Genomic DNA, 14,617 nt, shown 5'->3' with positions numbered 1-14,617 from the left:
GGAAGCCGCGGCGAAACCCCTGCGGAATCCCGGCCGCGGGACAACACTGGGGGTCATCGACCAGGAGACACGGGGGCGGCCATGAACCACGCATCCGACCAGAGCACCACCACATCGCAGCGGAAGAACTCCACCATGTGTCAGCACCAGCCGCCCTGCCCGTCAGCCGACTCCGCCGACCGGGAGGCCGCCCACCTCGTGGCGCACCACCCGGAGCAGGGCTGGAGCCTGCTGTGCAACGGTGTCCTGCTCTTCGAGGACACCGGCGAACTGCTGCCCGACGGGCAGGTCGTCGCGCCGCACCGGCCGCTCGGTGCCGGGCACGTCACGGCCGCCGCCTGACGGCGGACGGCGCCGCACCGCCGCGGGGGCGGGCCCCCGCGGCGGTGCGGCGGGGGCCCGCCCCCGCCGGTACCGCCCGGCCGCGGCTCAGCCGTCGTACTCGTCCATCGGCGGGCACGAGCAGACCAGGTTGCGGTCGCCGTAGGCACCGTCGATGCGCCGCACCGGCGGCCAGTACTTGTCGGCGGCCGCGACACCGGCCGGGAACGCCGCCTCCTCGCGCCCGTAGCAGTGCTCCCACTCGCCGGCGAGCTGCGCGGCGGTGTGCGGGGCGTTGCGCAGCGGGTTGTCCTGCGCGTCCCACTCCCCCGAGGCGACCTTCTCGATCTCGGCCCTGATCGCGATCATCGCGTCGCAGAAGCGGTCCAGCTCCGCCAGGTCCTCGCTCTCGGTGGGCTCGATCATCAGCGTCCCCGCCACGGGGAAGGACATCGTCGGGGCGTGGAAACCGTAGTCGATCAGCCGCTTGGCCACGTCGTCGATGCTGACGCCGGTGGCCTTGGTCAGCGGACGGACGTCGATGATGCACTCGTGCGCCACCAGACCGCCCGGGCCGGTGTAGAGCACCGGGTAGTGCGGCTCCAGCCGCTTGGCGACGTAGTTGGCCCCGAGCACGGCCACCTGGGTGGCGCGGCGCAGCCCCTCGGCGCCCATCAGCCGCACGTACGCCCACGAGATGGGCAGGATGCCCGCCGACCCCCAGGGCGCCGCCGAGATCGGCCCCACGCCCGTCTCGGGTCCGGCGGCGGGCTGGAGCGGGTGGTTGGGCAGGTACGGTGCCAGGTGGGAGCGGACGGCCACCGGGCCGACGCCCGGGCCGCCGCCGCCGTGCGGGATGCAGAAGGTCTTGTGCAGGTTCAGGTGGGAGACGTCCGCGCCGAACTTCCCCGGCTTGGCCAGGCCCACCAGCGCGTTGAGGTTGGCCCCGTCCACGTAGACCTGCCCGCCCGCCTCGTGCACGGCCGCGCAGATGTCGGTGATGTGCTCCTCGAACACACCGTGGGTGGAGGGGTAGGTGACCATCAGCACCGCCAGCTCCTCGCGATGCTTGTCGATCTTGGCCCGCAGGTCCTCGACGTCCACGTCGCCGTTCTCGCCGGTCCCCACGACGACGACCTTCATCCCGGCCATCACGGCGCTGGCGGCGTTGGTGCCGTGCGCGGAGGAGGGGATCAGACAGACGGTGCGGCCGGCCTCGCCGTTCGCCCGGTGGTACGCCCGTACCGCCAGCAGGCCCGCCAGCTCCCCCTGGGAGCCGGCGTTGGGCTGGATGGAGACCTTGTCGTAACCGGTGACCTCGGCCAGCCGCTCCTCCAGCTCGCGGATCAGCGTCAGATAGCCCTCGGCCTGCTCGGCGGGCGCGAAGGGGTGCAGCGCGCCGAACTCCGGCCAGGTGACCGGCTCCATCTCGGTGGTGGCGTTGAGCTTCATGGTGCACGAGCCCAGCGGGATCATGCCGCGGTCCAGCGCGTAGTCCCGGTCGGCCAGCCGGCGCAGGTAGCGCAGCATCGACGTCTCGGAGCGGTGCCGGTGGAAGACCGGGTGGGTCAGGTAGTCGTCGGTGCGCAGCAGGGCGGCGGGCAGCACCTCGCCGGCGGCCTCGTCCAGCGCCTCGGCGTCCCCGGCCCCGGACTCCACGCCGAAGGCGCCCCACACCGCGGCGAGCTGCGCGCGGCCGGTGGTCTCGTCGCAGGCGATGCCGACGTGGTCGGCGTCGGTCAGCCGCAGGTTGACCCCGGCCTCGCGGGCGGCGGCGACGACCTCGGCGGCCCGGCCGGGCACCCGCGCGGTGACGGTGTCGAAGAACGTGCCGTGGACGACCTCGACCCCGCCCTCGCGCAGCCCCTGGGCGAGGACGGCGGCGTAGCGGTGGGTGCGGCGGGCGATGGCGGCCAGCCCGTCGGGGCCGTGGTGGACGGCGTACATCCCGGCCATCACGGCGAGCAGCACCTGGGCGGTGCAGATGTTGCTGGTGGCCTTCTCCCGGCGGATGTGCTGCTCCCGGGTCTGCAGGGCCAGGCGGTAGGCCCTGGTGCCGTCGGCGTCCACCGAGACACCCACCAGGCGGCCGGGCAGGCTGCGCGCGAACTTCTCCCGCACCGCCATGAACCCGGCGTGCGGCCCGCCGAAGCCCATCGGCACGCCGAAGCGCTGGCTGGAGCCCACCGCGATGTCGGCGCCCAGCTCGCCGGGGGAGGTCAGCAGGGTGAGGGCGAGCAGGTCGGCGGCGACGGTGACGACCGCACCCAGCCCGTGCGCCTCCTCGATCACGCCGCGCAGGTCGCGCACGACGCCGGAGGCGCCCGGGTACTGCAGCAGCACGCCGAAGACACCCCGCTCGGCGACCTCGGCGGGGATGCCGCCGGACAGGTCGGCGACGACGACCTCCACCCCCGTGGGCTCGGCGCGGGTCTCGATCACGGCGATGGTCTGCGGCAGGCAGTCGGCGTCGACCAGGAAGACACCCTGCTTGACCTTGCCGACGCGCCGGGACAGCGCCATGGCCTCGGCCGCCGCGGTGCCCTCGTCCAGCAGCGAGGCCCCGGAGGTCGGCAGCCCGGTCAGGTCCGCGACCACGGTCTGGAAGTTCAGCAGCGCCTCCAGGCGCCCCTGCGAGATCTCCGGCTGGTACGGGGTGTAGGCCGTGTACCAGGCGGGGTTCTCCATGACGTTGCGCAGGATGACCGGCGGGGTGAAGGTGCCGTGGTAGCCCAGGCCGATCATGGAGTCCAGCACCTGGTTGCGCCCCGCCAGGGAGCGCAGCTCCGCCAGGACCTCCGCCTCGCTGCGGGCCGCGGGCAGATCCAGCGCCTCGGTGCTCCTGATCACCTCCGGTACGGCGGCGGCGGCCAGCTCGGCCAGCGACCCGTAGCCGACCTGGGCGAGCATCTTGGCCTGCTCACCGGCATCGGGGCCGATGTGGCGCTCCTCGAAGGGAGTGCCCCGCTCCAGCTCCGCGAGGGAGGTGGCGTAAGGAGTGCGGTCTGCTGTCATCTGGAGGCCTCCTGGTCTGCGCGACCTGCGAGGGGCACCGCGGCGCGGGTGCCCCGACGGCCTCCCCCTCTGTCATCGCGACCTGAGAGCTTCACCGGTCCGCGTGCGCGGTCCGGTTTTCACCGTCGGTGAGGAGGGGCTGCGGCGTCGTCCGTCGTGGCCCGCCCTGCTTTCCAGAGTGACCTCACCCGCGCGGTACGTGAGCCTGAGAGATTCCGGGGAGGATTTGCTCCTTCGGCGCCCCCGGCACTGTCACCGGAGGACTCTCCCGCTCGGGGTCAACAGCCACTTCAGAGCCTACCAGCGCCCGGTGGCATCAACCCGGCCGCGGCTCCCGCCGCCCTGCCCGAGTGGCCGGTGCGCCGAATGTGCCGTTTCGTTGTTTGTGGCGACTGTTCGCGAGCAGGCGCCTTCTCGTGCGAGGAGTTGGAGGGACCGCCGTGCAGACCGACATCGACCCGCGGAATCTGATAGGCCTCAAGGCGTTCGACAGCACCGGGCAGAAGATAGGGACTGTGGACGAGGTGTACCTCGACGACGCCACCGGAGTCCCCGAGTGGGCGGCTGTGCGCACCGGGTTCTTCAGCCGCGACGCCTTCGTCCCGCTGGAACCCAGCGAGGTGGTGGACGGGGCGCTGAAGGTGCCCTTCGAGCGCTCCCTGGTGAAGGAGGCGCCCGACTTCGGTGTGGGCCGCCACCTCTCCCCCGAGCAGGAAGTGCAGCTCTACCGTCACTACGGGCTGGGAGTGCCCGGCTCCGGCGCGCCCGCCTCCGACGAGGACATGACGTTCGGACGGATCGCGGGCTCCGAGGCCTGACCGCCCCACGGCGGGAGCGGCTCGGAGGGCTCCAGCTCCGGATCGTCCACCGTGAAGGTGCGCACCCGGCCCGGCGGCGACCCGGGCTGCTCGAACCGCACCGTGACCCGCCCCAGACCACTGCCCTGCACCCAGCCCGGCCCGTACCGCGCGTGCCGTATGTCCAGGCCGGGCAGCCAGTTCCGTACCTCCCGCGTTTCCCTTCCGGCCGCCGGTCCGCCCGCCGCCGCAGGCCCGGCGGGGCTCGGCGGCCGGCCCGCGCCGAGGAGCCCGGAGGCCCGGGTGCCGGCCTGGGCGAACAGGTCCTCCTGGGTGAAGTCGGCCAGCCCGCTCACCCCGACTCCCAGCAGCCGCACCCCGGCGGTGGTGTCCACGCCCGCGACGAGCCGGGCGGCGGCCTCCCTCACCACCGCCGGGTCGTCGGTCGGGCCGCGCAGCGTCTCGGAGCGGGTGAGCGTGGAGAAGTCGTAGCTGCGGATCTTGACCACCACCGTGCGCCCGGAGCGCCCCGCGGCCCGCAGCCGCGCGACGCAGCGGTCGGCGAGCCGTGCGATCTCGGCCTGGATCCGCGCGCGGTCGGTGAGGTCGGTGTCGAAGGTGTCCTCGACCGAGACCGACTTGGCGTCGCGCTCGGCGACCACCGGCCGCTCGTCGACCCCCCGCGCCATCGCGTACAGCGCTCCACCGTGCGCCCGGCCCAGCAGCCGGACCAGCTCCGCCTCCCCCGCCTCGGCGATCTCGCCGACGGTGGCTATCCCCGCCCGGCGCAGGGTCTGGGCGGTGGCGGGGCCGACCCCGGGCAGTGTGCGCACCGGCATCGGCGCCAGCAGCGCCCGCTCGGTGCCCGGCGGGATCATCACCAGCCCGTCGGGCTTGGCCTGCTCCGAGGCGATCTTGGCAAGCATCTTGGACCCGGCCAGCCCCACCGAGCCGCTGAGCCCGGTGGCGGCACGGATGTCACGGCGCAGCCGTTCGCCCACGGCACGGGCGGCGTCGGCGGACCACCGCCCCGCCTCTCCCGCCGCCCCGCCCGCCTGGAGGTCCACGAACGCCTCGTCCAGGCTGAGCGGCTCCACCAGCGGCGACAGCTCGCACAGCAGCCCCATCACCACCTCGCTGACGCGGCGGTAGAGACCGAAGCGGGGGGTGAGGTAGGCGGCGTTCGGACACAGCCTGCGGGCCTGCGCCATCGGCATCGCCGAGTGCACTCCGAAGGCCCGGGCCTCGTAGGAGGCGGTGGCGACCACCCCGCGCGGTCCGAGACCACCGACGATCACGGGCTTTCCGCGCAGACTGGGCTTGGCCGCCTGCTCCACGGCGGCGTAGAAGGCGTCCATGTCCAGGTGCAGGACCGTCGCTGTCCCTCTCACACCTGTGATGCTGCCCTACGCCACTGACAGGGACGGCCGCGGCACCCGCCGGCTCCGCCCCGCCGGGCCGTACCGGTGGTCCGGCCGGTCGGCGCGCCGGGTCATCCCGCCCGGTTGCGGCGGCGCGCCAGTTCGTCGGCCGGATTGTCCCCGACGATCGTCTCCCCGGTGTCGACCCGCTCGGCGTGCAGCCGGGACAGGGCGGCCTCGACGTCCCGCCACACCACGCCGACCGCGATTCCGAAGACCCCCTGGCCGCCCTGGAGGAGGTCGACGACCTCGTCGGGCGACGAGCACTCGTGGACCGTCGCGCCGTCGCTCATGAGCGTCATCCGCTCCAGGTCCCCGGCCCTGCGCGAGCGCAGGTGCCTCACGGCGGTACGGATGTTCTGCAGCGACACCCCGGCGTCCAGAAGCCGCTTGACGATCTTCAGCACGACCACGTCGCGGAAGCTGTAGAGCCGCTGGGTGCCCGAACCGTACGCCGGGCGGACACTGGGCTCGACCAGGCCGGTACGGGCCCAGTAGTCCAGCTGCCGGTAGGTGATGCCCGCGGCCGCGCACGCCGTCGGGCCGCGGTAGCCGATCAGCTCGGGTGCGGCGCCCTGCGCGGTGGAGGCGGGCCGGGTGGTGGGCCGTATGGAGGATTCGCGCAACGGATACGGATCGCCCGCCGCCCTGCTGTCGCCGGTGCTTCTCACGCCGACCCTCCGTCCTTCACGTCCCGCGGATATGCCCGGGACCTGCCCAATCGACGGTAGGCAGTCACTCGGGGTGCGTCAACGATCGCCACACTCGGCACGCCGAGTGATAATCACCCAAGGAGTGGTTTCGCGTGTCCTCGCCGCGGGAATGGGTGCCGGAATGGCCTGGCGCCGACGGCGCTCACTGGTTGCTGGTGCCGAAGTCCTCCGGGGAGATCTGGTCGAGGAACTCGCGGAACTTCTCCACCTCGTCCTCCTGCTCGTCCGGGATCGCGATCCCGGCGTCGTCCAGCACACCGTCGCTGCCGTAGATCGGCGTCCCGGTACGCAGGGCCAGCGCTATGGCGTCGGACGGGCGGGCGCTCACCTCCACACCGCTGGCGAAGACCAGCTCGGCATAGAAGACGCCCTCTCTGAGGTCGGTGATCCGCACAGCGGTGAGTTCCTGCCCGACCGCCTCCAGGACGTCCTTGAACAGGTCATGTGTCAGCGGGCGGGCGGGCGTCATGCCCTGCTGGGCGAAGGCGATCGCTGTCGCCTCCCCCGGACCGATCCAGATGGGAAGGTACCGGTCGCCTCCCACCTCTCGCAGGAGAACGATCGGCTGGTTGGAGGGCATTTCGACCCGGACACCCACAACGTCGAGCTCGTTCACACAGCAACCCTAGGACGTATGCGCCCCCTTTGGGTAGTCGGGCGCCCCGTGACCCGGCCCATCATCGGCCTGTCGCCGGCGCGGCGTCAGCACGCCGTCAGCGCGGCCGCGCCTTCAGCGCCGACTGAACCAGGGCCGCGTGCAGCCGTACGGCCAGCGTCGCCAGCTCCCGCGCGGTCGTCTCCGCGTGCGCCCTGGTCTGGGGGTTGCGGTGCCGCCGCAGCGGCGCCACGACCTGCTCGACCAGTCCGGCCTCCCGCTCCGCGGAAGCCTTCACCACCCGCAGGTGCCGCGGCTCCAGGCCGTACCGGCCCAGGTCCGCGACGATCCGGGCGATGGCGACCGCCTCGGCGTCGTACCCGCCGTCCCCTCCGGGGCCGATCAGACCGTACGACTCCCACTCCGCGAGCTGCTCCTCCTCCGCCTCCGCGGCGGCCAGGAGCTCCGCGCGCCCCACACGCGCCGTACGGGGACCGTCCGTGCCGGCCTGACCGTCCGGGGCCCGGTCCCGCGGGGCGGCGGCCGAAGCCGGGCCGCCCTCCCGCGAGTCGAACGGATCGATGACGTCGGACGGCCTCGCCGGACCGGGCAGAGCGACCTCCTCACCGCGGTCGAGCGCGTCGAGGTGCTCCTTGATGACCCGCAGCGGCAGATAGTGGTCGCGCTGCATCCGCAGCACCCGGCTCAGCCGCTCCACATCCGCAGCGGTGAACTTGCGGTACCCCGACGGGGTCCGCTGCGGCTCCACCAGTCCTTCGGACTCCAGGAAGCGGATCTTGGAGATGGTCACCTCGGGGAACTCGTCCCGCAGCAGGTTGAGCACGGCGCCGATACTCATCGGAGCGGACTTCGCGGCGGCGGTGCCCCCGCGGGCACCGCCGGACCGTGATTGCAGCATGGACGCCCCCGGGGCGGTGGGTCAGACGGTGCGCTGGCTCGCGAAGAAGACCAGCCGGTACTTGCCGATCTGGACCTCGTCACCGTTGTTGAGCACGACCGAGTCGATCCGCTCGCGGTTGACATACGTGCCGTTGAGGCTGCCCACGTCGGCGACGGTGAACCGGCCGTCCGAGCCGCGCCGGAACTCCACATGGCGGCGGGAGACGGTCACGTCGTCCAGGAAGATGTCGCTCTCGGGGTGGCGCCCCGCCGTCGTCAGCTCGCTGTCCAGCAGGAAACGGCTGCCGGAGTTCGGTCCCCGGCGCACCACCAGCAGCGCCGAGCCCATCGGCAGCGCGTCCACGGCCGCCTGGGCCTCGGGGGACAGCGACGGCAGGGGCGTCTGCCCCGTCATCTCCGCGTCGTAGGCCTCGATGCCCGAGATCGAGATGGTGGAGGTCGTCTCCGAGGAACGCTCGGGAGCGGCACCGCCTCGCAGCGGCGCTCCGCAGTTGGAACAGAACCGGCTCGCCTCGGCGGCGCGGTTCCCGCACCTCGCACAGACCGGCAAGTCAGATCCTCCACCCGTATTCGAGGCTGATGGTGCCTCGGAACCTATGCGGCCGGACGCTCCCCGGTCAACAGAGACAGGGCCGTGACCACTCGAATTGTCGCCGGGCGCGACCTCGTCACGGAAGAGCGGACGCTCCGCCCCCTCCGCCGCGGGCTCGCCGCCGCGCGACGCACGGTGCCGGGCGCCGTCCCCGGCACCCTGACGCTTGCCGAACAACTTCCCAAGAAAACTCACGGGCGATTCCCCTCGCACGAAACAGACCCGCCCGTGGGGCAGGACAGACCCTCATTGCTCACGGTGGCCGAACCGGACGCCCTCACAACGTCCCCGGCCTTCGGACAGTTTCCCTTACCCGCAGGCCGGCAAGCGCGCCGACCCCCGGTTTCTTCACGCGTCGGCTCACTGCGATGACGACTGAGCGTAGTCAGGCCGCTTCGCCGATCGCAAGGCATCCACGACGATCTTCTCTGAACGGGTTATGGACACGGTGGCCTGCTCCTTCTCCAGGGACTGGACGACCCCGCCCGGGATGTTGAGCGCCGGCTCGAGGTCCTGCGGCTTGCCGATGACCTCGAAACGGTAGGGCGAGGACACCTTGCGGCCGTCGATCCTGATGTCGCCGCCGCCGCTGCCGCTGTCGGTGAAGTGGGTGCTCGTCACCACCCGTACGCCGTTGACCTCGATCGCCTCGGCACCCGCGGCACGCAGTTCCTGGATGGCGTCCAGCAGCATGTGGGCCTCGACCGCACCCGCGGCGTCGTTCACCGTCATCCGGATACCCGGCCCCTCGGCCGCGACCGTGCCGGCCAGCACACCCAGCTGCCGTGCCCTCTCCTCGGTCTGCCGGCGCGCCTCCTCCGCCTGGTCCGAGCTGTTCTCCAGTTCGGACTTCTGGTTCTCCAGCGTCCGCTTCTCCTCCTCCAGCCGCTGGGTGCGGCTGTCGAGCTCGTCGAGGATCCGCACGAGGTCCTCCTGCCGCGCACCGCGCAGCGGGCTGTTCTCGCTGGTGGAGCGGACCTGGATGGCGAGCCCCAGCCCGAGGACGAACAGCAGCAGCGCCACGGTGAGTTGATTGCGGTTCACCCGCGGTGGCCACAGTCCGCGGAGCAGCCGCTCACGCCCGTCCGGAGGCGGCCCCTCGCCGGCCGGGCCGGCGGGCCCCGCGGGACCGGTGGGACCGACGGGCTCCTCCCGTCCTCCGGCGAGCCCGTTCCGCTCCTCCCCCGGGCCCCTGCCCGGCGGTGTCGTCCTGTCGTCGCTCATCGCTCACTCACGCCCGGAACACGTGCCGCCGGATGGCGGCGGCATTGGAGAAGATACGGATGCCCAGCACCACCACGACGCCCGTCGACAACTGCGCACCGACGCCGAGTTTGTCGCCGAGGAAGACGATCAGGGCCGCCACCACCACGTTCGACAGGAAGGACACCACGAAGACCTTGTCGTCGAAGATGCCGTCCAGCATCGCGCGCAGCCCGCCGAAGACCGCGTCCAGCGCCGCCACGACGGCGATCGGCAGATAGGGCTCGACGACCGTAGGCACCACGGGACGGACCAGGAGTCCGGCCACGACTCCCACGATGAGGCCCAGAACGGCGATCACGATGTGCTGCCCTTTCCTGTCTTCACGGGCTCTGCCGTACGAACGGTGAGACTGGGCGCGGCCGGCAGCCGCACCCTGTCCTGGACGGAGATGCCGGTGCGGATGCCGTAGTTGTCCTTGAGCACCTCCAGGTACAGGCCGTCGCTGCTGTCCTGGAAGGTCTCGCTCAGGTCCTCGCCGTCACCCACCGCGAGCAGGGTGTACGGCGGCACCAGCGGCTTGTTGTCGACGAGTATGGCGTCACCGGCGGCACGGATGGCCGACAGGGCCGTCAGCCGCTGTCCGTTGACCGAGATCGCCTCCGCCCCCGACTCCCACAACCCGTTGACGACCCGCTGCAGGTCCCTGTCCCGCACCCGCCCGGTGTCGGCGAAGCCGGTGCTCTGGCGCGGTCCCCCGCCCGCACCCGATCCGGAGTCCTCGGCGTCGTCGACGACGAGCCTGATCCCCGGCCCCTCGACCGGCACCGCCCCGGCCAGCAGCGCGACCACTTCGCCGCGGTCGCCGCCGTGTTCCTGGAGCGCCTCGCGCTGCATCGTCGCGACCTCCCCACGGAGGCCGTCCACGCTGCTCTGCAGGCCGTCGGCGTCCCGGCTGCCGTCCTCGATCCGGTCGATCAGCTCCTGCCGTTCCCGCGCCTCCGTGGGTGCCTCGAAACGCGCCTGGGCGGCCCCCAGCGTGACCACCAGCGCGGCCAGGACGAGACCGGCGGCCAGGACGAGCTTCCCGCGCAGTGTGCGGGGCAGCCCGGACCGGCCCTCGACGCCCCGGCGGGCCGCCGCTTCCGCGTAGCCGTCGTCGAGGCTGTGCTCCATCACATTGGTGAGCAGCGACATGGAGGCATCGGGTCGCGCAGGCCTCGGGGGGGTGCTCCGTACGGGGTGCTGCTGCGACATGCCGCACATCGTCGCACGTCGAGGGCCGTACCGCCGAACGGGGCCTCCACAGCGCCGGAGCGCCTCCGTTCGGCGGTACGGTACCGCGGTGTTCCAAAGTCCGGGTCGCCTCCGGAAACCGTCGGGCCGTCAGCGTCCGGCGCTGTCGACCACCGCCGACCACTCGTCGAGCAGCGCCTGCGCGGAAGCGTCGTCGGGCCCCTCGGCCCACAGATGGGTGACCGCCTCGGCCGGATCGGGCAGCACCATGACCCAGCGCCCGTCGGACTCCACCACGCGCACGCCGTCGGTCGTGTCGACGAAACGTTCCCCCGCGGCCTCGACGACCCGGCGCATGACCAGGCCCTTGACCGCCCAGGGGGTGGCCAGGTCGCGTCGCATCACATGTGCCTGCGGAATACGGGCGTCGATCTGGCTCAGGGTGAGCTGGGTACGGGCCACGAGTCCGAGCAGGCGCACGAAGGCCGCCGTGCCGTCGAAGACGCTGCTGAACTCCGGCACGATGAACCCGCCCCGGCCGTCACCGCCGAAGACGGTGGCCTCGTCCCTTCCGACCCTGGTGAGGTCGTCCGGCGAGGTCGTGGTCCATTCCACCTGGGTGCCGTGGTAGGCGGCCACCTGCTCGGCGATACGGGTCGTGGTCACCGGCAGGGCGACCTTCCCGCTGCGCCGCTCCGCGGCGATCAGGTCGAGCATCACCAGCAGTGCCCGCTGGTCCTCGATGATCGTGCCGCGTTCGTCCACCAGGGAGATCTTCTCGCCCACGGGATCGAACCGGACGCCGAAGGCCGCCCGGGCCGAGGCCACGATCTCCCCCAGCCGCACCAGCCCGGCACGACGGGTGTCCGCGGTCTCGGTCGGCCGCGACTCGTCCAGCCCCGGGTTGATCGTCAGCGAGTCGACGCCGAGCCGGCCGAGCAGACTGGGCAGGACGAGGCCGGCGCTCCCGTTGGAGGCGTCCACGACGACCTTGAGACCGGATTCGGCGACGCCGGTGGTGTCCACCGCCCTCAGCAGCGTTCCCGTGTAGGAGTCGAACACGCTGGCCGGGAAGCTCAGGTCGCCGATCTCTCCCGGGAACGCCCTGCGGTACTCCTGACGAGCGTAGACGCGGTCCAGCTTGCGCTGCCCCGCCTGCGAGAGATCGGCGCCCCGCTCGTCGAAGAACATGATGTCGACGGAGTCGGGGACGCCCGGCGTCGTACGGATCATGATGCCGCCGGCGCTACCTCTCGCGGTCTGCTGCCGGGCCACCGGCAGCGGCACGTTCTCCAGGTCCCGCACATCGATGGCGCTCGCCTGGAGGGCCGAGATCACCGCGCGCTTCAGGGCGCGCGCGCCCCGGGAGTGGTCGCGGGCCGTGGTGACCGTCGACCCCTTCTTCAGCGTCGTGGCATACGCTCCGGCCAGTCGTACGGCCAGCTCCGGCGTGATCTCCACGTTGAGGATGCCGGAAACGCCGCGAGCGCCGAACAGATGGGCCTGGCCTCTCGACTCCCAGATGACCGACGTGTTGACGAAGGCACCGGCCTCGACCGTCTTGAAGGGATAGACCCGTACGTTGCCCTGGACGATGGACTCCTCGCCCACCAGGCATTCGTCACCGATGACCGCGCCGTCCTCGATCCGGGCGGCCCGCATCACATCGGTGTTCTTGCCGATGACGCAGCCGCGGAGATTGGACTGCGGACCGATGTAGACGTTGTCGTGGACGACGGCCTTGTGCAGGAACGCGCCGCTCTTGACCACCACGTTGGAGCCGATGACCGTGTGCTCCCGCAGTTCGGCGCCGGCCTCCACCTTGGCGTAGTCGCCCACGTACAGCGGTCCGCGCAGCACCGCGTCGGGGTGGACCTCCGCGCCTTCCGCGATCCAGACCCCCGGGGAGATCTCGAATCCGTCGATCTCGACGTCGACCTTCCCCTCGAGAACGTCGGCCTGTGCCTTCACATAGCTCTCATGGGTGCCGACGTCCTCCCAGTAGCCTTCGGCGACATAGCCGTAGACCGGCTTGCCCTCCTTCATGAGCTGCGGAAAGACGTCACCGGACCAGTCCACGGGGACGTCGGGGTCGACATAGTCGAAGACTTCCGGCTCCATGACGTAGATGCCGGTGTTCACGGTGTCGGAGAAGACCTGACCCCAGGTCGGCTTCTCCAGGAACCGCTCGACCTTTCCGTCGTCGTCGACGATGGTGATACCGAACTCGAGCGGGTTGGGTACCCTCGTGAGACACACGGTCACCATCGCGCCGCGCTCTCGGTGGAAATTGATGAGTTCGGTCAGGTCGAAGTCGGTGAGGGCGTCACCGGAAATGACGAGGAAGGAGTCGTCCTTGAGGGCTTCCTCTGCGTTCTTGACGCTGCCCGCGGTGCCCAGAGGCTTTTCCTCGTTGGCGTAAGTGAGCTCCATTCCGAGCTCCTCGCCGTCACCGAAGTAGTTCTTGACCAATGAGGCCAGGAACTGCACGGTCACCACGGTCTCGCTGAGACCGTGACGCTTGAGCAGTCGCAGCACATGCTCCATGATGGGCCTGTTGGCCACTGGCAGCAGTGGCTTGGGCATGCTCGCGGTCATCGGGCGAAGGCGAGTTCCCTCGCCACCGGCCATTACGACGGCCTTCATGTCGGAAGCGTCCTCCTTGAAGAGACGACATACATGCCGACTGTGCCCGGCCGAAGAGGCCCGTGAATCTTTAAAGGGCCACTCGGGTCTCGCAGCCCCCGACGAGAGTCAGGGCCTAGTCGGCTGCGGCGTCCGCCTTGACAAGCCGGCGGACTTGAACCACATAGAGGATTCCTGCCCACCAGTACAGGGTTGTACCCCAGCCTGCGAACGCCCATCCGAAAATAGCAGCCAGTGACGGAAGCCATCCGCTTCCGTCACTGAGCAGCAGCAGCGGGAAGGCGTACATCAGGTTGAAGGTGGCGGCTTTCCCCAGGAAGTTGACCTGTGGTGGTGCGTACCCGTGGCGGTCGAGGACCCAGACGGCGACCAGCAGCATGAGTTCGCGCGCCAGGAGCAGCCCGGTGAGCCAGAGCGGGAGGATGCCACGCCACGTCAGTCCGACCAGAGTGGAAAGCACGTACAACCGGTCGGCTGCCGGATCGAGGATGCGGCCGAGGCCGCTGATCTGGTTCCAGCGCCGGGCGAGTTTGCCGTCCAGATAGTCGCTGACGCCGCTGAACGCGAGCACGAGCAGCGCCCAGCCGTCGGCGTTGGGGCCTCCGAACTCCGGCCAGAGGATCAGCCACAGAAAGAGCGGCACCCCTGCGAGCCGCGCCATGCTGAGGATGTTGGGGATGGTGAGGACACGGTCCGTCTGGACGCCTGTCTCCTGGGCCTCCACCCAAGACCTCCTGTGAGTCCGTGCCAACGATGTCTCCTGACCCTACCCGCAGCCCGAGGCCAGGTATGAAAGGGGGCCCCGAAAACCGGACACAACGCGAGAATGCCCCGCCGGGAACCCGGCAGGGCATTCTCTCAACAATTGTTCGGCGGTGTCCTACTCTCCCACACGGTCCCCCATGCAGTACCATCGGCGCTGAAAGGCTTAGCTTCCGGGTTCGGAATGTAACCGGGCGTTTCCCTTACGCTGTGACCACCGAAACACAATGAAACAACAACCGCCGGCCGGCGGGTCGTGGTCTCAGAACCCACACAGTGGACGCGAACATCTACGGTCAAGCCCTCGGCCTATTAGTACCGGTCAACTCCACCCCTCACGGAGCTTCCATCTCCGGCCTATCAACCCGGTCGTCTCCCGGGAGCCTTACCCCCTC

Annotated in this window: 13 protein-coding genes, 2 rRNA genes and 1 riboswitch; of the genes, 2 read left to right on the top strand and 13 right to left on the bottom strand. The window is 70.9% G+C overall.

Going from position 1 to position 14,617, the window contains the following annotated elements; genetic code table 11:
• Window positions 1–135: 135 nt before the first annotated feature.
• Window positions 136–342 carry a DUF5999 family protein gene (locus BM237_RS06595; protein WP_281253909.1) on the top strand — a complete coding sequence of 69 codons (207 nt, stop codon included), beginning with the start codon at window positions 136–138 and terminating at the stop codon, window positions 340–342.
• Between the two features lie 87 nt (window positions 343–429).
• Here BM237_RS06595 and gcvP read toward each other — a convergent pair whose 3' ends face one another.
• On the bottom strand, window positions 430–3,336 hold the full coding sequence (gcvP, locus tag BM237_RS06590) for an aminomethyl-transferring glycine dehydrogenase (protein ID WP_093848595.1): 2,907 nt from the start codon (window positions 3,334–3,336) through the stop codon (window positions 430–432).
• A 183-nt stretch (window positions 3,337–3,519) separates the two neighbouring features.
• Window positions 3,520–3,617: riboswitch (glycine riboswitch) on the bottom strand.
• Between the two features lie 159 nt (window positions 3,618–3,776).
• Here gcvP and BM237_RS06585 point away from each other — a divergent pair.
• Entirely contained in the window at window positions 3,777–4,154 is a 378-nt protein-coding gene (locus BM237_RS06585; protein WP_093848594.1) for a PRC-barrel domain-containing protein, read from the top strand.
• On the opposite strand, the gene BM237_RS06580 is transcribed toward BM237_RS06585, so the two are convergent.
• From BM237_RS06580 to BM237_RS06525, 12 genes are all read right to left on the bottom strand, one after another.
• Complete coding sequence (locus BM237_RS06580; protein ID WP_093848593.1) at window positions 4,070–5,524, bottom strand: DNA polymerase IV; 1,455 nt, start codon at window positions 5,522–5,524, stop codon at window positions 4,070–4,072. The two genes, BM237_RS06585 and BM237_RS06580, sit on opposite strands and share 85 nt — an antisense overlap.
• A gap of 101 nt (window positions 5,525–5,625) precedes the next feature.
• Window positions 5,626–6,225, bottom strand: a complete 600-nt coding sequence (locus tag BM237_RS06575; RefSeq protein ID WP_093848592.1) for a MerR family transcriptional regulator — start codon at window positions 6,223–6,225, stop codon at window positions 5,626–5,628.
• A 184-nt stretch (window positions 6,226–6,409) separates the two neighbouring features.
• On the bottom strand, window positions 6,410–6,883 hold the full coding sequence (locus BM237_RS06570; protein WP_093658537.1) for a bifunctional nuclease family protein: 474 nt from the start codon (window positions 6,881–6,883) through the stop codon (window positions 6,410–6,412).
• 97 nt (window positions 6,884–6,980) lie between these two features.
• The gene (gene ftsR, locus BM237_RS06565; RefSeq protein WP_093848591.1) at window positions 6,981–7,781 is read right to left on the bottom strand and encodes a transcriptional regulator FtsR; all 801 of its coding nucleotides are present in this window, start codon (window positions 7,779–7,781) and stop codon (window positions 6,981–6,983) included.
• Between the two features lie 21 nt (window positions 7,782–7,802).
• A complete protein-coding gene (locus tag BM237_RS29730) occupies window positions 7,803–8,333 on the bottom strand; it encodes an FHA domain-containing protein (protein ID WP_420882496.1) in 531 nt (176 codons plus the stop codon).
• A 402-nt stretch (window positions 8,334–8,735) separates the two neighbouring features.
• Window positions 8,736–9,599, bottom strand: coding sequence for a DUF881 domain-containing protein (locus BM237_RS06555; RefSeq protein ID WP_093848589.1), 864 nt, complete (start codon window positions 9,597–9,599; stop codon window positions 8,736–8,738).
• Between the two features lie 7 nt (window positions 9,600–9,606).
• The gene (locus BM237_RS06550; protein WP_093658545.1) at window positions 9,607–9,939 is read right to left on the bottom strand and encodes a small basic family protein; all 333 of its coding nucleotides are present in this window, start codon (window positions 9,937–9,939) and stop codon (window positions 9,607–9,609) included.
• Window positions 9,936–10,844: a DUF881 domain-containing protein gene (locus BM237_RS06545; RefSeq protein ID WP_093848588.1), complete on the bottom strand. Its 909-nt coding sequence runs from the start codon at window positions 10,842–10,844 to the stop codon at window positions 9,936–9,938. The genes BM237_RS06550 and BM237_RS06545 overlap by 4 nt, the downstream gene beginning before the upstream one ends.
• Before the next feature lie 120 nt (window positions 10,845–10,964).
• Window positions 10,965–13,460, bottom strand: coding sequence for a mannose-1-phosphate guanyltransferase (locus BM237_RS06540; protein WP_093848587.1), 2,496 nt, complete (start codon window positions 13,458–13,460; stop codon window positions 10,965–10,967).
• Between the two features lie 115 nt (window positions 13,461–13,575).
• The gene (clsA, locus tag BM237_RS06535; RefSeq protein WP_093848586.1) at window positions 13,576–14,184 is read right to left on the bottom strand and encodes a cardiolipin synthase ClsA; all 609 of its coding nucleotides are present in this window, start codon (window positions 14,182–14,184) and stop codon (window positions 13,576–13,578) included.
• Between the two features lie 143 nt (window positions 14,185–14,327).
• A 5S ribosomal RNA gene (gene rrf / locus BM237_RS06530) occupies window positions 14,328–14,444 on the bottom strand.
• Between the two features lie 70 nt (window positions 14,445–14,514).
• Window positions 14,515–14,617: ribosomal RNA gene (locus tag BM237_RS06525) — 23S ribosomal RNA — on the bottom strand; the annotation flags it as partial.

Origin of the sequence: Streptomyces mangrovi (genome assembly GCF_900114215.1) — a bacterium.
In the GTDB taxonomy this organism is placed as follows: Bacteria; Actinomycetota; Actinomycetes; order Streptomycetales; family Streptomycetaceae; genus Streptomyces; species Streptomyces barkulensis.
The sequence above is the reverse complement of the archived record's forward strand: the minus strand, read 5'-3'. Positions and strand labels throughout refer to the sequence as shown.

Coding starts and splice junctions, on each gene's coding strand:
- BM237_RS06540 (WP_093848587.1), bottom strand. CDS start 13,460: ATGAAGGCCGTCGTAATGGCCGGTGGCGAGGGAACTCGCCTTCGCCCG.
- BM237_RS06545 (WP_093848588.1), bottom strand. CDS start 10,844: ATGTGCGGCATGTCGCAGCAGCACCCCGTACGGAGCACCCCCCCGAGG.
- gcvP (WP_093848595.1), bottom strand. CDS start 3,336: ATGACAGCAGACCGCACTCCTTACGCCACCTCCCTCGCGGAGCTGGAG.
- BM237_RS06595 (WP_281253909.1), top strand. CDS start 136: ATGTGTCAGCACCAGCCGCCCTGCCCGTCAGCCGACTCCGCCGACCGG.
- BM237_RS06555 (WP_093848589.1), bottom strand. CDS start 9,599: ATGAGCGACGACAGGACGACACCGCCGGGCAGGGGCCCGGGGGAGGAG.
- ftsR (WP_093848591.1), bottom strand. CDS start 7,781: ATGCTGCAATCACGGTCCGGCGGTGCCCGCGGGGGCACCGCCGCCGCG.